Source organism: Caballeronia sp. DA-9, assembly GCF_051615025.1.
Lineage (GTDB): Bacteria > Pseudomonadota > Gammaproteobacteria > Burkholderiales > Burkholderiaceae > Caballeronia > Caballeronia sordidicola.
In genome coordinates this window covers 395,076-411,902 of the sequence record NZ_CP195131.1, presented here as the reverse complement: position 1 = coordinate 411,902, position 16,827 = coordinate 395,076, and the positions used below count along the sequence as shown (strand labels likewise).

18 protein-coding genes are annotated in these 16,827 nt (G+C 59.7%); 13 read left to right on the top strand and 5 right to left on the bottom strand.

Annotation, left to right across the window (positions count from 1 at the left end; all coding sequences use genetic code 11):
- The first annotated feature begins 268 nt into the window (after positions 1 to 268).
- The 9 genes from ACRWA7_RS01850 (at position 269) to ACRWA7_RS01810 (ending at position 8,422) form a co-directional block, all read left to right on the top strand.
- Positions 269 to 2,635, top strand: a complete 2,367-nt coding sequence (locus tag ACRWA7_RS01850) for an ATP-binding protein (protein ID WP_438390814.1) — start codon at positions 269 to 271, stop codon at positions 2,633 to 2,635.
- A gap of 22 nt (positions 2,636 to 2,657) precedes the next feature.
- Positions 2,658 to 3,380 carry a methyl-accepting chemotaxis protein gene (locus tag ACRWA7_RS01845; protein ID WP_060856391.1) on the top strand — a complete coding sequence of 241 codons (723 nt, stop codon included), beginning with the start codon at positions 2,658 to 2,660 and terminating at the stop codon, positions 3,378 to 3,380.
- Positions 3,381 to 3,395: 15 nt separating this feature from the next.
- The gene (locus ACRWA7_RS01840) at positions 3,396 to 3,938 is read left to right on the top strand and encodes a hypothetical protein (protein ID WP_438390813.1); all 543 of its coding nucleotides are present in this window, start codon (positions 3,396 to 3,398) and stop codon (positions 3,936 to 3,938) included.
- 55 nt (positions 3,939 to 3,993) lie between these two features.
- A complete protein-coding gene (locus ACRWA7_RS01835) occupies positions 3,994 to 4,359 on the top strand; it encodes a response regulator (RefSeq protein ID WP_060856393.1) in 366 nt (121 codons plus the stop codon).
- Positions 4,360 to 4,517: 158 nt separating this feature from the next.
- The gene (locus ACRWA7_RS01830; protein WP_438390812.1) at positions 4,518 to 5,093 is read left to right on the top strand and encodes an RNA polymerase sigma factor; all 576 of its coding nucleotides are present in this window, start codon (positions 4,518 to 4,520) and stop codon (positions 5,091 to 5,093) included.
- An 11-nt stretch (positions 5,094 to 5,104) separates the two neighbouring features.
- On the top strand, positions 5,105 to 5,422 hold the full coding sequence (locus tag ACRWA7_RS01825) for a hypothetical protein (RefSeq protein ID WP_060856395.1): 318 nt from the start codon (positions 5,105 to 5,107) through the stop codon (positions 5,420 to 5,422).
- Positions 5,419 to 5,760, top strand: coding sequence for a 4Fe-4S binding protein (locus tag ACRWA7_RS01820; protein ID WP_438390811.1), 342 nt, complete (start codon positions 5,419 to 5,421; stop codon positions 5,758 to 5,760). Before ACRWA7_RS01825 ends, ACRWA7_RS01820 begins: the two co-directional genes overlap by 4 nt.
- Before the next feature lie 168 nt (positions 5,761 to 5,928).
- On the top strand, positions 5,929 to 7,224 hold the full coding sequence (locus tag ACRWA7_RS01815) for an L-fuconate dehydratase (RefSeq protein ID WP_438390810.1): 1,296 nt from the start codon (positions 5,929 to 5,931) through the stop codon (positions 7,222 to 7,224).
- 148 nt (positions 7,225 to 7,372) lie between these two features.
- Positions 7,373 to 8,422 (top strand): HoxN/HupN/NixA family nickel/cobalt transporter, encoded by a 1,050-nt coding sequence (locus ACRWA7_RS01810; RefSeq protein ID WP_438390809.1) that lies wholly within the window; start codon positions 7,373 to 7,375, stop codon positions 8,420 to 8,422.
- Between the two features lie 17 nt (positions 8,423 to 8,439).
- Here ACRWA7_RS01810 and ACRWA7_RS01805 read toward each other — a convergent pair whose 3' ends face one another.
- Complete coding sequence (locus ACRWA7_RS01805; RefSeq protein ID WP_438390808.1) at positions 8,440 to 8,931, bottom strand: GAF domain-containing protein; 492 nt, start codon at positions 8,929 to 8,931, stop codon at positions 8,440 to 8,442.
- A gap of 54 nt (positions 8,932 to 8,985) precedes the next feature.
- Positions 8,986 to 9,642, bottom strand: coding sequence for a 4'-phosphopantetheinyl transferase family protein (locus ACRWA7_RS01800; protein ID WP_438390807.1), 657 nt, complete (start codon positions 9,640 to 9,642; stop codon positions 8,986 to 8,988).
- Between the two features lie 141 nt (positions 9,643 to 9,783).
- Here ACRWA7_RS01800 and ACRWA7_RS01795 point away from each other — a divergent pair, with 141 nt between their 5' ends.
- A complete protein-coding gene (locus ACRWA7_RS01795; protein WP_438390806.1) occupies positions 9,784 to 10,377 on the top strand; it encodes a nitroreductase family protein in 594 nt (197 codons plus the stop codon).
- A gap of 122 nt (positions 10,378 to 10,499) precedes the next feature.
- Positions 10,500 to 11,207 carry a hypothetical protein gene (locus tag ACRWA7_RS01790; protein WP_438390805.1) on the top strand — a complete coding sequence of 236 codons (708 nt, stop codon included), beginning with the start codon at positions 10,500 to 10,502 and terminating at the stop codon, positions 11,205 to 11,207.
- 116 nt (positions 11,208 to 11,323) lie between these two features.
- Here the strand turns inward: ACRWA7_RS01790 and ACRWA7_RS01785 are convergent, their stop codons facing one another.
- Together ACRWA7_RS01785 and ACRWA7_RS01780 are read right to left on the bottom strand one after the other, a co-directional pair.
- The gene (locus ACRWA7_RS01785) at positions 11,324 to 11,614 is read right to left on the bottom strand and encodes an H-NS histone family protein (protein ID WP_060856403.1); all 291 of its coding nucleotides are present in this window, start codon (positions 11,612 to 11,614) and stop codon (positions 11,324 to 11,326) included.
- 702 nt (positions 11,615 to 12,316) lie between these two features.
- On the bottom strand, positions 12,317 to 13,213 hold the full coding sequence (locus tag ACRWA7_RS01780; protein ID WP_438390804.1) for a DMT family transporter: 897 nt from the start codon (positions 13,211 to 13,213) through the stop codon (positions 12,317 to 12,319).
- A 110-nt stretch (positions 13,214 to 13,323) separates the two neighbouring features.
- Here ACRWA7_RS01780 and ACRWA7_RS01775 point away from each other — a divergent pair, with 110 nt between their 5' ends.
- Positions 13,324 to 14,721 carry a PLP-dependent aminotransferase family protein gene (locus tag ACRWA7_RS01775; protein WP_438390803.1) on the top strand — a complete coding sequence of 466 codons (1,398 nt, stop codon included), beginning with the start codon at positions 13,324 to 13,326 and terminating at the stop codon, positions 14,719 to 14,721.
- 3 nt (positions 14,722 to 14,724) lie between these two features.
- Here the strand turns inward: ACRWA7_RS01775 and ACRWA7_RS01770 are convergent, their stop codons facing one another.
- Entirely contained in the window at positions 14,725 to 15,795 is a 1,071-nt protein-coding gene (locus tag ACRWA7_RS01770) for an NAD(P)H-dependent flavin oxidoreductase (RefSeq protein ID WP_438390802.1), read from the bottom strand.
- A gap of 125 nt (positions 15,796 to 15,920) precedes the next feature.
- On the opposite strand from ACRWA7_RS01770, the gene ACRWA7_RS01765 reads away from it, so the two are divergent.
- Positions 15,921 to 16,808 carry a LysR family transcriptional regulator gene (locus tag ACRWA7_RS01765; RefSeq protein WP_438390801.1) on the top strand — a complete coding sequence of 296 codons (888 nt, stop codon included), beginning with the start codon at positions 15,921 to 15,923 and terminating at the stop codon, positions 16,806 to 16,808.
- The last annotated feature ends 19 nt before the right edge of the window (positions 16,809 to 16,827 follow it).

Genomic DNA, 16,827 nt, shown 5'->3' with positions numbered 1-16,827 from the left:
GGCGGCCTTTAGGCCCATAGCCGGCGCGTGGTTAACGGCCGTCATTCGTAAAACTTTAGACCGCCCTCCCAATTTTCTCCATTTAAAACAAAAAATAATCCCTGACTAAAAAGTCTTTTCATCAAACCCCGGCTTTTCTTCTATTTAGTCACTGCTTGGTAACATTCGAGACACACCATGCGAGTCTCTTCAGATAACCATATCGCTCACAAAGACAACCTGTCTTTAGTGAAGGCCTGATAAGACTGTTTGGACCGGGGGTTCTCAAATGACTATTCGTCATCGCATCACGCTATTGGTGGTCCTGATGTTTGTCGCGCTATCCGCCATAGGCGGCTATGCCGTGTACCAGACACGCGCCGGCGCCGCCGAGGTCAGGAAGGTAACGGAAGGCGTCGTTCCCAGTGCGCTTGCATCGGCCGATCTGGTCTCGCAAGTTAAGGACGTGCAACTGGCAACCATGACCCTCGTCTATTCGCCCGACGGCAACATGGTGGCGCAGGCGCAAGAAGAATTGAAGGCGAAGAAGCTCGCGCTGCAACAGGCGCTTGCCTTGCAGGGAAGAGATGCTGCAAGCCACGCGCAAGTGGGTCTGGTCTCGCAAGCGAATGACAGCCTCGAGAACTATTTCTCGGCAATCGCCGATACAGCCAAGATGAAGGCTGAAGGAAAGGCCGAGCTTGCTCAAGCCTACTTGTTCGCCAACGTCGCCCAGTACAGGGACGAGCTCGAAGGCATAGTCGAAACACTTCGCGTGGAGAAGAACCGCGAGAAAGATGACGCGATCTCCGCGCTGAACCAGACGCTTGCAACAACGGCGACCGCTATAGCCATAGTCACGGGCATAGCAGTCTTGCTGCTGACAACCATCGGTTCATTGCTGTACCGGCAGATCACGCGACCGCTCAGCAGCATGCAGGCCATGATGAGCGAGATTGCCTCTAGCCAGGACTTTACGCGCCGCGTGCCGGTGGGACGCATGGACGAGGTGGGCCATTCCATCGTGGCGTTCAACGGCATGATCGAAAAGATCCAGCAGAACTCCGCGTTGCTCAAGCAGAAGACCGCGGATATCCAGGCAATGCTGCAAAACATGCAGCAAGGCATACTGACCGTGGTGGAAGGCGCGACCGTTCATGCGGAATATTCGGCGCATCTCGAAGCCATCTTCGAGACCAACGAGATCGCCGGACGAGAGTTGATGGACCTGGTGTTCACCAATACCGATCTTGGCGTGGATGCACGATCGCAAGTCGATGCGGCAATCAACGCCTGCCTCGGAGAAGACAGCATCAACTTCGAATTCAACCAGCATCTGCTCGTGCGCGAGACCGCTAAGCGCATGGCCGATGGCCGCGTCAAGATTCTCGATTTGAGCTGGTCGGCCATCACGGACGAGACAGACATCATAGTGCGCCTCATGTTGTGCGTGCGCGACGTAACCGAACTGCGTCAACTCGCGGCTGAAACAAGCGAACAAAAGCGCCAGCTCGAAATGATCGGCGAGATTCTCGCGGTCAATCAGGAGAAGTTCCATCAGTTCATCGAGAGTTCAGCGGGCTTCGTGAGCGAGAACGAGCGGATCATCCGCGAACATCGTCAGGCCAATGGCGCGGCAATCGCCGAACTGTTCCGCAACATGCACACCATCAAGGGTAACGCGCGGACTTATAGCCTTCAGTACCTGACCGACGTCGTGCACGAGACGGAGCAGAGCTACGATGCGCTGCGCCGCGACGACGCCGCGCAGGAATGGGATCAGGAAGGCCTGGCTCAGGAGCTTGCACGCGTGCGCGATGTGATCGAGCGCTACGCGCATATCAACGAGGTGAGTCTAGGCCGCAAGGGGCCGGGGCGCGGCAGCAATGCGGAGCGCTATCTGACGGTGGATATCGAGCATATCCAGGCAAGCCTGCGTCAACTCGAGGCCGTTAATCTCGGCAACCCCGCCGACCTGATCGCCATGCGCGACGCGATGCATCAGACGCTGCGTTTGCTCGGCACTGAAAGCATTGGCGAGGTGCTCGCAGGCGTGCTGGATTCATTGCCGTCACTTGCAAAGGAACTTGGCAAGGATGCACCGGTAGTTCGCATTCGCGACAACGATCATAGGCTGCGCAGTCAGGCCAGCGGCGCACTGAAGAACGTATTCATGCATCTGCTGCGCAATTCGGTGGACCATGGGCTCGAAACGCCGGACGTTCGTACGTCGCAAGGCAAGGCATCCAGCGGCACCATAGAAATTGAAATGAGCGTCGACACGGATACGCTTCAAATCACGTTGAGCGATGACGGCCGCGGACTCGCCCTTGGCCACATTCGCAACATTGCAGTGGAGCGCGGCTGGATCGGCGCGGACGAAACACCCAGCGACGAAGCGATTGCCGATCTGATTTTCCGTCCAGGCTTTTCCACCGCCGAGAAGGTGACGGAAGTATCGGGTCGCGGTATGGGCATGGACGCCGTGCGCGATTTTCTCAAGCGCGAGAACGGCAGTATCGAACTGCGCTTCACCGATAGTCGCACGGGCGCCGCATTCCGCCAGTTCCAGACAGTCGTGAGCCTGCCGGACAGCATTCTGGTGCGCAGCGCCTTGTCACGCGCTCACCACGAAAGCGACGCTGTCACCGCCTGAACCGCACCCTGAAGGATGAATCGTGATTGAACAGTATCTCCTGGCCGCACTGGCAGGTTGTGCGGTAACCGCCGCCGGTGCCTGGTCCTTGCACAAGTTGTACATCGTCAAGCAGGCTGCGCGTCTTCAATCCGGAGACGCGGCCCGGGTCAAGTCGCAAATGGAAGAGCTCGCGCGCCTGAGCGCATCGGCTGACCAGCGCGATGAAGAATGCCGCGTGCTCGAAGCGGAGCTTGCGCAACTGCGCGATGATCTCGCACGACAATCCGCGATTTCGGAAGAACACCGTGCAGCGCTCGCGGCGGCCATCGACGACAAGGATCAGTGGCTCGATCACGCAAAGCGAATAGCCGACGAAGCGTCGAGGCTCAAGGCGCTCGCCTCCACTTTCGAGCGATGGCACGAACAGATGATCTCGCTCATGGCGCAGAACCAGGACATGCACGCGAAGAATCACGAGCTGTCATCCATCGTCAAGCATGTAGTGATCGTCTCGCTCAACGCTTCAATAGAAGCGGCTCGCGCGGGCGCGGCGGGACGCGGTTTCGCCGTCGTGGCAGGCGAAGTGCGCACGCTCGCGGCGCGCTCGGAAGAGTTGTCGCGCAGCTACCGCGACAGCCTGCATCGCAACGACCTGACCACCACCGCGACGTTCCAGGATATCCAGGCGGGCGGAAAGATGATCACGGCGTCGCTGAGCAGCGTGGAAGTGCTCGCGGATCAATTTCAATCAAGGCTTCACTAGGCATCAGGCAGCAACATGATCAGCAGCAACGCACAGGCGAGCATTGAAGGTCTTTTCATGAAGGCGGTCCGGTCAAGGCTGCCTCAGGAAGCGGAGGATACCTGCGACATCGTCCTGCTCGCGCGAGACGAGAACTCAATGAACGTGCGGGATTCAAATGTCGTTTTCCTTACTATTTCATCCATCCAGTTTCGAATCTTGCTGGTATTTCATTTCGACGAAGATGAACCCACACGCGGCTATTTCGTCAAGGACGTAGAGGAAGGGTCGCTACGCGACGCATTGCTCGAAACCTGCAATCTCTGCTGTGGCGCGATGAACCAGGAGCTGCTTCGATACTTCCCGGATCTCGGCATGTCCACACCCTATGTATTGAGCGCCCGCTGCCTCTCTTATCTTGAGGAGTTAAAGCCTGACTATCTTGCGTCTTACGCCATCACCATCGACGGATCGGTAAAGCTTGGGGCAACCGTTTGTGTTTGCGCGCATGCGCCTGTCGACTTTATCGCCGATGTGAACATGGCCGAGGAAACCAGCGGCGAGCTCGAATTGTTCTAAGGGCCAGCGAGCAAGTCCGCTCCGATTTGCATTAGAGGAAAGAAAGGAAAATATCATGTCGAAAATTCTCGTAGTGGATGACTCGAGCACCGTGCGCGACGAGGTCGCCGGTTTCTTGCGAAAGAATGGCCTCGATGTCGATACCGCTGTCGACGGTCGCGACGGACTCGCTAAACTGAAGTCGAGCCCCGGCATCAAGCTCGTGATCAGCGACGTCAACATGCCGAACATGGACGGCCTGACAATGGTCGAAAAAATCCGCGGCGAGCTTGCAAACAAGACGGTGAACGTCATCATGCTGACAACCGAAAGCAGCCCCGCCATGAAGGAACGCGGGAAGGCCGCCGGAGTCAAGGGCTGGATCGTCAAGCCCTTCAAGGGCGACGCGGTGCTGGAAACCTTCAGGAAACTCGCGAGTTAGTCAGACTTTACGGCGCGCGCCATCGAGGCGCGCGGCCGTTTCAAATTCCCTCTCCCCGCTTCGCTCGCAAACCGTCTACTCTTTCCTGTAAAGCGGCCGCGCCGCCGCTTTTTTTCGTTCCGCCACAATATTCCCGTTTGTGGATCGTCACCAGGCGTATGGAACCGCCGAAGCCTCTGGGCCCGAACATCATCGAAAGCGACAACGAGATCACCGCAACCGTCTTGCGTGAGCGCTCGAAGCTCGGAAATTTTATCCGGCGCCGTGTGCGCGATCCCAGCGACGCCGAAGACATCCTGCAGGATGTGCTGCATGAATTCGTCCAGGCGTACCGGCTGCCCGAGCCTATAGAACAGGTCAGCGCGTGGCTGTTCCGGGTGGCGCGCAATCGCATCATCGACCGTTTTCGCAAGAAAAGAGAGCAGCCGCTGAGTGAGACCGGCGACGAAGCCGACGACGAATACCGGCTGGATCTCGTGCTCCCGGCGCAGGACGGCGGTCCCGAAGCGGCCTATGCGCGATCCGTGCTGCTCGCGGCGTTGCAGGAAGCCATCGACGAGCTTCCGCCAAATCAACGCGACATTTTCATCGCCCACGAACTGGAAGGGCGCGGCTTTAAAGAGCTTGCGTCGGAAACCGGCGTGAGCATCAACACCTTGCTTGCTCGCAAGCGTTATGCGGTGCTGCATTTGCGCACGCGCTTGCAGCCTGTGTATGACGACCTGGATATTTAAGGAGAAAACAGATGAATTTCCGATTGAAGATATTGGCCAAGATAGTTTTGGCATTGATCGCCGTCGCTGCTTTGGGATGGCTGGTCATGACCTTGTGGAACTGGGTCGTTCCGGCGTTATTCGTTGGCGGCCGTCTGATTGATTTTCCGCATGCACTGGGCCTTCTGGTATTGAGCCGGATATTGTTCGGCGGTTTCCGGGGACACGGCGGAGGCTGGCGTGGACGGCGGGAATGGCGGCGCTGGGAACGAATGACGCCTGAAGAGCGCGAGCAATTCAAGAACAACCGGTGTTCAGTTCGCAAGCCGCGTCAGGCTGACAGTGTATGAGCGTCGAACACGCGTCCACATCCGGGGCCGGGGCCGGATTAGGGTCCCCCGCTGCCTGCAAGCAGGCGCCCGGCGTTATCGTACCGGTGGTGAACCTGAAGCGTTGCGAAGGCAAGGCCGACTGTGCCGTGGTCTGCCCGGAAGACGTGTTCCTGATTCGCCGCATCGACACAGCGGACTATGCCCGCATGGGGCCGTTGAATAAACTCAAGCTGCGCGTACATGGAATGAAAGTCGCCTATACGCCCAACGCAAACGCGTGCCGCGCATGCGGCTTGTGCGTCACCGCATGTCCTGAGCGCGCGATTACTTTAGCGAGGGCTATCCAGGAAGCTTGAGGCAACACCCATTGGCCTTCGATACCACCGGCGCATCGCGTGCTAGCATGCCAGCAACCAGACTCAGCGGGTGCGCTTGATCGAGGCGCTGCAAAAAGCCTTGCAACGTTCAAGCGTCGTGCCCGGGTTTCTACTGAGCCTAACTTGCCATTGCACGGAGGTGTTCAGATGACCACGATCACGAATCTGTCTGTCAGGGACATTCGCTTTCCGACCTCGCGATCGCTCGACGGCTCCGACGCAATGAACGCCGCGCCGGACTATTCCGCCACCTACGTCATCCTCGAAACCGACTCGCCCGCGCATCTGTCGGGCCATGGCCTCACGTTCACCATCGGACGTGGCAATGAAATCTGCGTAGCCGCGGTCAATGCGCTTGCGCCGCTGATCATCGGCAAGAAGATCGAGGACATCACCGCAAACATGGGCGCGTTCTGGCGCGCCTTTACGTCGGACAGTCAATTGCGATGGATCGGCCCGGACAAAGGCGCAATCCATCTCGCGACGGCCGCGGTCGTCAATGCAGTCTGGGACCTGTGGGCGAAATCCGCGCAGAAACCTGTATGGAAATTGCTCGTTGACATGAACCCCGAGGAACTGGTGCGCTGCCTCGACTTCCGTTACGTCACGGACGCGCTCACGCCCGAGGAAGCGCTCGCAATCCTGCGCCGCCACGCGGCAACACGTGCCGAACGCGAGCAGGAAATGCTGGCTCAGGGCTATCCGGCTTACACCACATCGGCGGGCTGGCTTGGCTATGACGACGACAAGATCCGCCGGCTCGCGCGCGAAGGCGTGGCGCAGGGATGGACACATTTCAAGCAGAAGGTGGGCGGCGACATAGAAGAAGATATTCGTCGTGCACGCATTCTTCGCGACGAGATCGGCGCCGATCGCAAACTGATGATGGACGCCAATCAGGTATGGGATGTCGATCAAGCCGTTGCGAACATGCGCCGCCTGGCCGAGTTCGATCCGTGGTGGATCGAAGAGCCCACGAGCCCTGACGATATCCTCGGCCACGCCACCATCCGCCGCCGGATTGCACCCATTGGCGTTGCCACCGGCGAGCATTGCCAGAACCGCGTGATGTTCAAGCAATTGCTGCAGGCAGGGGCCATCGATTTTTGTCAGATCGACAGTTGCCGGCTGGGCGGCCTGAACGAAGTGATCGTGGTATTGCTCATGGCGGCGAAGTTCGGCGTGCCAGTATGCCCGCATGCGGGCGGCGTGGGCTTATGCGAGTACGTCCAGCATATTTCTATATTCGACTATGTCTGCGTCTCGGCGTCTCTCGAGAATCGCGTGCTCGAATACGTCGATCATCTGCATGAACATTTCGTCAGTCCGGTCGTGATTCGCAACGGCCGATATATGCCGCCGGCATCGGCTGGCTACAGCATTGAAATGCACGCGGATTCGCTCGAGCGTTTTCATTTCCCCGATGGTGAAGGCTGGGCTTAACGTCTTACGCGGGTCAAAAGTCTCATCGAAGCGGCCGCTATCCACTATTCAGGCGATAGAATTTTGGCACGCTATCATTTGAACGCGATCGTGGTCAGTCAGGTCTACATTCGATCCAGCATTCAAAAAAATCAACGACGGAAAATCAATGCAAGCCCTGATAAAGGCAGTCTTCGGCGACGAACAAGGCCCCATGCGCCAAAAGATCATCAGCATTTATGCCTTACTGATTGCCTTCAACGTAAGTGCCTGGATTTGGGCCTTCATCGCATTCCACAACTATCCCCTGCTGCTCGGAACGAGCCTGCTTGCATACTCTTTCGGCTTGCGTCATGCGGTTGACGCCGACCATATTGCGGCCATCGACAATGTCACGCGCAAGCTCATGCAGGACGGCAAGCGCCCTATCACCGTAGGCTTGATGTTCTCGCTGGGACATTCGACTGTTGTGGTGCTGGCGTCGGTGGCAATTGCAGCAACCGCCATGGCGCTGCAAACGCGAATGACGGAATTCAAGGAGATTGGCGGGCTGATCGGCACGCTGGTTTCCACGTTCTTCCTGTTCGCCATCGCGATCATGAATCTGGTTATTTTGCGCGCGGTGATCGGCGCATTTCGTCGCGTGCGCCGTGGCGAACCTTATGCGGAAGAAGACTTCGACTTGCTGCTCGCGAACCGCGGTTTTCTCGCCCGTATTTTCAGGCCGCTCTTTCGCCTGATTACGAAAAGCCGCCATATGTACCTGCTTGGCTTTCTTTTCGGCCTCGGGTTTGATACCGCCACCGAAGTCGGCCTGCTTGGCATTTCCGCCGCAGGTGCGTCGCAAGGCCTGCCGATCTGGTCGATCGTCGTGTTTCCCGTGCTGTTCACCGCAGGCATGACGCTGATCGATACAACCGACAGTATCCTGATGCTCGGCGCGTACGGCTGGGCTTTCGTCAAGCCTATCCGCAAGCTCTATTACAACATCACCATTACCACGATCTCCGTGGTCGTCGCGCTGCTGGTGGGAAGTATCGAGGGGCTGGGACTGCTTGCGGACAAGCTGCAACTCAGCGGGTGGTTCTGGAACGCGATCGGCAGTCTCAACGATAACTTCGGCATGATCGGCTACGTGATCATTGCCGTGTTTGCAGCGAGCTGGCTTATCTCGGCCGCCGTGTACCGGTGGAAACGGTTCGACGAACTCGAAACGTAATCAGCGCACGGGGGCAATCAAGCCCATGCGAGCTCCATGAACACACGGCAAAGCGCTTCCATGCCACGGGCGTCGTCGGCATCGAAGCGATTCACAATGGGGCTGTCAACGTCCCACACGCCGGCGAGCGTTCCGTCCTTTGCGATCAACGGCACCACGATTTCCGATTGCGATGCCGAGTCGCACGCAATGTGTCCGGGAAAGTCGTGGACGTCGCGAACGACCTGCGTCTCGCGCGTTTGTGCTGCTGTTCCGCAGACGCCTTTGCCAAGCGCTATGCGAACGCAGGCCGGTTTTCCCTGGAATGGACCCACGACAAGTTCGACGCCGTCGAAGAAATAAAAGCCGCTCCAGTTCAAGTCCGGCAACGTGTGATAAACGAGCGCCGAAAAATTCGCGGCGTTGGCAATGCGATCGGTTTCATCGCTTAGAAGCGAGCGGGCCTGCGCAAGCAGTTCTTCGTATTGCGCGGCTTTTGGGGCGGTACTGCGCTGGATTGCTAGCGACATAGAAATGCGTGTTGGCTATAAAGAGGTTGACGGCTCAACCGGTGCTTCAACATATCACAGCGCATTGGAATCGGCTCGAACGCTGAACGCTACGGCGGCGGCATAACCATCGAAATCATCGAGCCACGCGAAACCTAATCCTTCCGGAATCCGGCTGTTCGCCAAATCGATGGACTTCAATCCGTCGCCGCTGCCAATGCCCGCGCCGGTTGCTTTCAGCAATGCTTCCTTAGCGGTCCAGCACTGGTAAAAATCGCGCACATTCCTTATTTTCAGCGCTTCTTCTTTCACGCATACGATCCCCAATAGCGCTCGCCAGTCGAGCGCCTGATTCGCTTCTTCAATATCAACGCCGACGGCCCGTTGCATCGATACAGCAATCAGGACGCGCTCGCCCGAGTGCGACACGTTGAAGGAGACGTGCGGATACGCGACGAGCGATGGCCGGCCATAAGCGCCCGCCCTGAACTCAAGCTGCGCAGGATCGCGGCGCACGTGTGTGCCGAGAATTTCGCGCAAGCCCGAACGCGCGGCCGCAAACCGCAAACGGTCCTCGATCCGCTTGTAACGCCCCATCCGCTCGCGCTCGCTTGGGCTGAGAAAGCGGCTGATGGCGTCCGTGTCTTGCCTCAGGTCCACATCCAAGCGCCACAACTCGACATCCGAGGGCCAGCGTCCCTGGTTGGCAATCGGAATCGGCGAAATAAGCATCGGCCAGAGCAATTAAAAGGAGGCAAAAAGGAAACGGGAAGTATAAAGGCTTGTCACGACAAATTCATGGTATTGAGAATCATTTGCAATTAGCGGCGAATTTAGCGATCATGGATGCCTTTGGAAAATCTGGACATTCCTATGGAAACCATGATTCCGGCTGGCGCCGATGCGTTGCGTGTATTGATGACGCGCCAGTCTCACTGGCCGCTCAGCGAACCCGCGCCTGACGACACACAGCTCGGGCAGATCTTCGATACCGCCCTGCGCGCGCCCGACCATGGCGGTTTGCGTCCGTGGCGGTTCGTCCTGATTCGTGGCGACGCCCGGCTGAAACTCGGCGAAGTGCTGGTGGATCTGGCGTCCTCCCGCTCACCCGGCGAGCCCCGTTCAGCGCACGAACACCGCCGCAGCCGGGCACTGGCCGCGCCCGTGGTGATCGCGATGGTGGCATCGGTCACGACCCGGACCAAGGTGCCTGAAGTCGAGCAACTGCTGGCAGTCGGCGCGGCTGCCATGAACATGCTGAACGCCGTCCACGCGATGGGTTTCGGCGGCTTCTGGGCGACCGGCGCGGACAGTTACGAGCTGGGAATGCATCGCGCGCTAGGCCTTGCCGACAACGACCGCTTGCTCGGATTCCTGTTTGTCGGCACGCCGCCCCAAGGCGTGCGCGCAGTCGAGCGCCCTCCCAGCGAAGCCTATGTCACCGAGTGGTTCGAGGCGAGCGCATAACCGGTACCCATATGGCAAGCCCTGTTCCAAGTGACACACCGTGCGCGGAGCGAAGCCGTGATGACACCGCGCCGATAAAGCGAGCCGATCACAGTCCGCCGCCACAGTTCGTGCCATTGCGCATGAACGAAACATTGTCGATCGATCCATGCGTGCCTGCGCGCGGCGAGGTCTTCGTATTCCGGTTTCGAAGTCAATGGCAGCGCATCAGCGCGCACGATGCCGCAACCTGGCTGACTCAGGACGAGACACGCCGGGCGGCCTTGCTGCCAAGTCCGGCACTGCGCTACCGCTATATATCGAGTCGTGCCGTGCTCAGGCTTGCGGTGGCGCGGCTACTGGACTGCGCGCCGGATACCGTCGATCTGCGTGACGACACGAAAGGCCGCTTGCTTGCGCAGGCCACGGGAAGCGACGCAGTTCTTTGCGCGGATATTGGCTATGCGGGCGTGTGGATCATGCTCGGCATCAGCGCGACGCATGTTGGACTGGGTACATCGCTGCCGTCGTTCCGGTCGGACTCCGACGACACTAATCCGCCGATTTCCGATGGCTCCAATGGCTCCAATGGCTTCAGTGCCGTAGCGTTCGGAAGACAACGCGCGCGCGACAACAGCATGTTGAGCGCCGCGGGATATCGCTCTTCCATAGACAGTGCGCGGGTATCGCTATTTGTTGAAAGACATACCCATGAACTGGCCGCGCGCGAGCCGTGGTACGTATTCGATTTGCCCATGCCCGGACAACTCTGTGCATCGATTTGCAGTGCTGCGCCGTTGAATATCATCCATGCGTTTGGATGGAGCAAACGCAATGAAAATGGACGATAGCCGGATTCGGACGCTTTGCCGCTATGTAATCGCCATCGCTGGCAAGTCTCATTCATGGAGCCGATGACCGTCTGCTCGCAATGAAGCGAGCAATCACGTTCAGCCAGGAAACGCTCTTACGCGCTTACCAGGTAATCCGCGCGGTTCTTGTCGGCAATCCAGTGCGGCGCACGCCCGCGTCCTGACCACGTCGCGCCAGTAACGGCATCGCGATATTTAGGCACGGCCGCCGAGACTTGCGCCTTTGCCGGAACGTTGTGTCCCATCAACTCGGACAGCGAAATCTTGTATTCGCCCATTTTCGCGACTATTTCCGCGAGGACGATTTCCGCCTGACGTTGCCGCGCAACTTCCAATTGATTCTGCAGCGCTTCGCGCTGCGCAAGCAGTTCTTTGAGAGTGGGCATTTCAGTTTGCATTATAAAAGTGAGTCTTCAAAAGCGCGTTGATGTTCTTTGGGTGCAGCATTCCCGAATGCGATTGCATAACCACCATCGAGGATAGCCGGACTGCTCCGCTGCAATGAGCCGATACAATGAGCCAATGCAATCGGATAAACAGGAAATCCAGTTTGGGCTTCAACAGCGTTGATTCAGTATCCTGCCCCGATTTGGCCGCGAACCTGAGATGAGGTGCGTGCCGGGAAATGTCAGCAGAGGAAAAGACCAGGAAAGCCGCAGGACGACTTCTCGCCTCTTCGTGGCAGCGGAGCCAAGTGTACGCGTTTATTCGGCGACGCGCATCAACAGCGCCGCATTGCCGCCATTAAAGCATAAGAACCGGTGTTCCGATAATCGGAAATCAGCGCTACGTTGAAAATGCTTCATTAACGCTGGGACTGAGGACTTATCGTAATGTTCCGCATCAATGCCGGGATAATTGGCGTGCATAACCGGCTCACAATCACGGTCACAGATTCGCCAGCCTGCGGGTAATCAGATCGAGCAACGCCCGCAATCTTGCAGGCCGGCGCAAGTCGGATGATATTCAAACCACACGTCGCGTCCCGGCGGCGTTTCACTCAGTTCGATGCCGCGAATACCCTGCGTGGTGTCTCCAGGCGGACACGGCAGCACGGTGAGCCCGGCGCCTTGCGCGCACATTTTCGCTCAGCGCGCCGCCACAAGCGCGACCGGCCGCGCAAACCGCTTCGCTCCGACAACGCACAAAACCACGGCGGTGGCGACGGCCACCATCGACCAGCCAACCGGTTCATGAAGCAGGGTTGCCGCGAGCAACAGCCCGAAAAAGGGTTGAAGCAATTGAAGCTGGCCGACAGCGGCAATGCCGCCCTGAGCGAGCCCGCGATACCAGAACACAAAGCCGATCAGCATGCTGAACAAAGACACGTAGGCGAGCCCCCACCACGCGGATTCGCTGATTCCGGCCCACGATACGGGCAAGGTCGCCAGGGCGGCCGGGACCATCACGGGCAGCGACATGACCAACGCCCACGATATGACCTGCCAGCCGCCGAGCTTGCGCGAGAGCCGCGCACCTTCCGCGTAGCCAAGGCCGCAGACGATCACGGCGCCGATCATCAATCCGTCGCCAATAGACGACGCCCCTTGGCCCTGCATCAGCGCAAAACCTGCAACAAGCGCCGCGCCCAGACCTGAAAAAAGCCAGAACGCCGGGCGCGGCCGCTCGCCGCCGCGCACGACGCCGAAGATCGCGGTGGTGAGCGGCAACACTGCCACGAAGACCACCGAATGCGCCGCCGTGATGTGCTTGAGCGCGAGCGCGGTCAGCAACGGAAAACCGATGACCACGCCGGACGCCACGACAGCCAGCGGTATCAGGTCATGGCGCTCCGGCCGCTTTTCGCGAAATACCAGCAAGAGCGCAAGCCCAAGCGCGCCCGCTATGCACGCACGCGCCACGGTCAAAAACAGCGGGTCGAAGCCCGCAATCGCAAGACGCGTAGCGGGAAGCGATCCGCTGAAGATCAGCATGCCGAGGAAGCCGTTCGTCCAGCCGCTTGCTGCCTTGTCCGTCTTGTTCATTCCCGTACCTTTCTGGATTCAAGCCAGCAGTATCGGGCGAAGATGCGTGGCTTTTCCAGAGACAGTGCATTACAGTTCACCCAAACTGTCCTGATCGCAAACCAGTACACATGGAAGACACTACACAAGCCGAAGCCGGCACGCTCGTTGAACGGGTGATGCAGGCGATTCAGCAGCGGATCTCCGGCCGCACGCTCGCAGCGGGCGCACGCCTGCCGTCCATTCGCGGTCTGGCGGAGACGCTGCGGGTATCGAAATCCACGGTGGTCGAGGCGTATGACCGGCTTGCGGCCGACGGGGTCATCCAGTCGCGTCGCGGTTCGGGCTTTTACGTCACGAGCCATTTGCCGCCGCTTTCGCTGACAGAACTCGGTCCGCTTCTGGATCGCGCGGTCGATCCGTTCTGGGTGTCGCGCCAGTCGCTGGATGCCGCCGATGACACCCTGAAAGCCGGCTGCGGCTGGCTGCCCGGATCGTGGCTGCCGGAGACCGGAATCCGCCGCGCCTTGCGAACCGCCGCACGCGCGGACGTCGCCATGCTTGCCGATTACGCCACGTCGCTCGGGCTTCCGGCGCTTCGGCACCTGCTCGCGCGGCGCATGGCGGAGCGCGGGATAGAAGCCGCGCCCGACCAGATCATGCTCACCGAATCCGGCACGCAGGCGATCGATCTGCTCTGCCGCTTCCTGCTGGAACCAGGCGATATGGTACTCGTCGACGACCCTTGTTATTTCAACTTCCTCGCGCTGCTGCGGGCACATCGGGTGAAAATCGTCAGCGTGCCCTACACGCCCGCAGGACCCGACGTAACCCTGTTCGCACAAGCGCTGGCCGAGCATCGGCCGCGTCTTTACATCACGAACTCGGCGCTGCACAACCCGACAGGGGCGACACTTTCGCCTGTAGTCGCGCATCGCCTGCTCAAGCTCGCCGATCAGGCCGGGCTGACGATTATCGAAGACGATATTTTCGGCGACTTCGAGCATGAGCCGTCTCCCCGGCTCGCGGCGTTCGACGGCCTCGACCGGGTCGTCCATATCGGCAGCTTTTCCAAGAGCCTTTCGGCTGCGATGCGTTGCGGGTTTATCGCGGCGCGCCACGACTGGATTGAAGGCTTGGTCGACCTGAAGATCGGTACGTCGTTCAGCAGTGGACGGCTTTCGTCGGAACTCGTGTTGAGCGTGCTGAAAGACGGCGCATATCGCAAGCATATGGAAGGGGTGCGCGAACGCCTGTCCCGTTCCATGGGACCGGTGAGCGCCAGGCTGGATGCGCTTGGTATCAAGCCGTGGATTGAGCCGCGTGGCGGCATGTTTCTCTGGTGCGCATTGCCGGCGGGAATAGACGCGGCGGACGTCGCCCGGCGCGCGCTGGTCGAGAACGTGGTGCTTGCGCCGGGCAATGCATTCAGCGTGGCGCAATCCGCCAGCCGTTTTCTGCGGTTTAACGTGGCGCAATGCGGCGACCCGCGCGTCTTCAGGGTGCTTGAGCGCGCCATGCGCGGGTAGTGCTCAGGACAGTCGCGCCAGCGTCTCGGCTATCAGCACGCGCGTGAATTCGCCTGCGGGCATTTCCCGCGCGAGGCGTGCCGCCTGCCCGGACCACAGGCTCGTGAAATCGCCCTTGCCCGCCTCCTCGGCTTTCGCCTTCAACGGCGCGAGCGCAGCCGATGCAAGCGGAAACGCAGGCGCCGCTTCTGACAGCGGCCCGACTTCCCGCATCACCCGGTTCATGATCCCGCGAGCCGGCCGTCCTGTGAACACGTTGGTCACGGCCGTGGAATCATCGCTCGATTCGCGCAGCGCAACGCGATGCACCTCCGGCACCCGGGCTTCCGGACAGAACAGATAAGCCGTGCCAATCTGCACCGCCGACGCACCCAGCGCAAGCGCGGCAACAATTCCGCGTGCGTCGGCAATGCCGCCCGCCGCGATTACCGGCACCGATACAGCGTCGGCGACCTGCGGCACCAGCGCAAAGGTGCCGACCTGCGTCGCCATGTCGTGATTCAGGAACGTGCCGCGATGCCCGCCTGCTTCAAGCCCCATTGCAATGATCGCGTCGCAGCCATGTGCTTCGAGCCAGCGTGCTTCCGCCACCGTCGTTGCCGACGCGATGATTTTTGCCCCCGTCGCCTTGACGCGATCGAACAGCGCTTTCTCTGGCAGTCCGAAATGAAAGCTCACGACCTCCGGCTTGAACGCTTCGACGACTTCGCAAAAGTCGCTATCGAAGGGACGACGGACCGCGCCTGCCGGCGTCAGTTCCGGATCGATCCCGTGTTCGACGTAATACGCGGCAAGCCGCGCGCGCCATGCGAGGTTGCGCGCGGCATCGGCTTCTGGCGGCGTGTGGCAAAAGGAATTGAGGTTGACCGGCGCGTGCGTTTTCGAGCGGATCAACGTCAGCGCTTCCCGCGCCTGCTCAACGCTCAACAGGGCGCAGGGCAAAGAAGCCAGACCGCCCGCTTCGCCCACCGCGATGGCAAGTTCCGGTGTGCCCGGTCCCGCCATGGGCGCAAGAATGATAGGTGCGTCAATGCCAAATAAATCGATGATTCGACGATCGCGCCAGGTGGCCATGTTGCTTCCTTTCTTCATGATGTGGCTTAAGGCAAAGTCCTCGCCAAGCTTAGCAAGCTTTGACGCAGGAGAGCGGCGCTTTGATGTGATAATCGCTATCACTTGTTCCGATACCGGGAGTCGACATGGACGCCGCCGATCTGCGCATCTTCGAGTCGGTCGCACGAAATGGCAGTATGAATCGCGCGGCATTCGAGTTGCATACCGTGCAATCGAACGTGACTGCCCGCATTCGGTTGCTTGAAGAAGAACTCCGCGCACCGCTCTTTCACCGGCATCATCGGGGCGTTGAATTGACGGCGGCGGGACGCAGGCTTCTGCCTTTCGCGAGGCAAATGGCGCGCCTGCTTGACGATGCCCGCACCGCAGTGAAAGACGAAGGCGTAGCGAGCGGTCCGCTTGCGCTAGGCACGCTCGAAACCACCGCCGCGTTACGCATGCCGAATGTGCTTGCCAAGTTCACGCTAGCCTATCCGAAGGTCGAACTCGTGGTGCGCGCGGGCACCACGGCGAGTCTGCTGGAAGAGGTCTTGCAGTATCGGCTCGATGGCGCGTTTGTCGCCGGTCCCATCGACCACGACGATCTGCATGCCGAAACCATTTTCCGCGAGGAAATGGCGCTCGTGACCGCGCGCGGGGTTCGATCCGTCAAAGACCTCGCGCAACTGGGCAGGGTGAAGACCATCGTGTTCCGGCAGGGATGCTCGTATCGCGTGCGGCTCGACAGCGTGCTCACGCGGCTTGGCTTGCAGGTCAGCACGCCGCTCGAATTCGGCTCGCTCGACGCCATGCTTGGATGCGTCGCGGCGGGCGTGGGCGTCACGCTCCTGCCCAAGGGCGTGGTCATGGCGGCGCTGCGTGAAGGGCGCGTCGCGTTGCATGCGCTCGCGCCTGAAGACGCCTTAGTGGAGACCGTTTTCGTGCGCCGTCGGGACGTGTACGCAAGCACCGCCTTGAATGCCTTTCTCGCCATCGCGCGGCCGGTGACGGCTCCTGCGCTTTTGCCCGCTTGAAACATGCTGCGGGGCCGCT

Bases quoted from the DNA above. Each gene is read 5' to 3' on its own strand.
- ACRWA7_RS01850 (WP_438390814.1), top strand. From the start codon at position 269: ATGACTATTCGTCATCGCATCACGCTATTGGTGGTCCTGATGTTTGTC.
- ACRWA7_RS01840 (WP_438390813.1), top strand. From the start codon at position 3,396: ATGATCAGCAGCAACGCACAGGCGAGCATTGAAGGTCTTTTCATGAAG.
- ACRWA7_RS01835 (WP_060856393.1), top strand. From the start codon at position 3,994: ATGTCGAAAATTCTCGTAGTGGATGACTCGAGCACCGTGCGCGACGAG.
- ACRWA7_RS01830 (WP_438390812.1), top strand. From the start codon at position 4,518: ATGGAACCGCCGAAGCCTCTGGGCCCGAACATCATCGAAAGCGACAAC.
- ACRWA7_RS01825 (WP_060856395.1), top strand. From the start codon at position 5,105: ATGAATTTCCGATTGAAGATATTGGCCAAGATAGTTTTGGCATTGATC.
- ACRWA7_RS01820 (WP_438390811.1), top strand. From the start codon at position 5,419: ATGAGCGTCGAACACGCGTCCACATCCGGGGCCGGGGCCGGATTAGGG.
- ACRWA7_RS01815 (WP_438390810.1), top strand. From the start codon at position 5,929: ATGACCACGATCACGAATCTGTCTGTCAGGGACATTCGCTTTCCGACC.
- ACRWA7_RS01810 (WP_438390809.1), top strand. From the start codon at position 7,373: ATGCAAGCCCTGATAAAGGCAGTCTTCGGCGACGAACAAGGCCCCATG.
- ACRWA7_RS01805 (WP_438390808.1), bottom strand. From the start codon at position 8,931: ATGTCGCTAGCAATCCAGCGCAGTACCGCCCCAAAAGCCGCGCAATAC.
- ACRWA7_RS01800 (WP_438390807.1), bottom strand. From the start codon at position 9,642: ATGCTTATTTCGCCGATTCCGATTGCCAACCAGGGACGCTGGCCCTCG.
- ACRWA7_RS01795 (WP_438390806.1), top strand. From the start codon at position 9,784: ATGGAAACCATGATTCCGGCTGGCGCCGATGCGTTGCGTGTATTGATG.
- ACRWA7_RS01790 (WP_438390805.1), top strand. From the start codon at position 10,500: ATGAACGAAACATTGTCGATCGATCCATGCGTGCCTGCGCGCGGCGAG.
- ACRWA7_RS01785 (WP_060856403.1), bottom strand. From the start codon at position 11,614: ATGCCCACTCTCAAAGAACTGCTTGCGCAGCGCGAAGCGCTGCAGAAT.
- ACRWA7_RS01780 (WP_438390804.1), bottom strand. From the start codon at position 13,213: ATGAACAAGACGGACAAGGCAGCAAGCGGCTGGACGAACGGCTTCCTC.
- ACRWA7_RS01775 (WP_438390803.1), top strand. From the start codon at position 13,324: ATGGAAGACACTACACAAGCCGAAGCCGGCACGCTCGTTGAACGGGTG.
- ACRWA7_RS01770 (WP_438390802.1), bottom strand. From the start codon at position 15,795: ATGGCCACCTGGCGCGATCGTCGAATCATCGATTTATTTGGCATTGAC.
- ACRWA7_RS01765 (WP_438390801.1), top strand. From the start codon at position 15,921: ATGGACGCCGCCGATCTGCGCATCTTCGAGTCGGTCGCACGAAATGGC.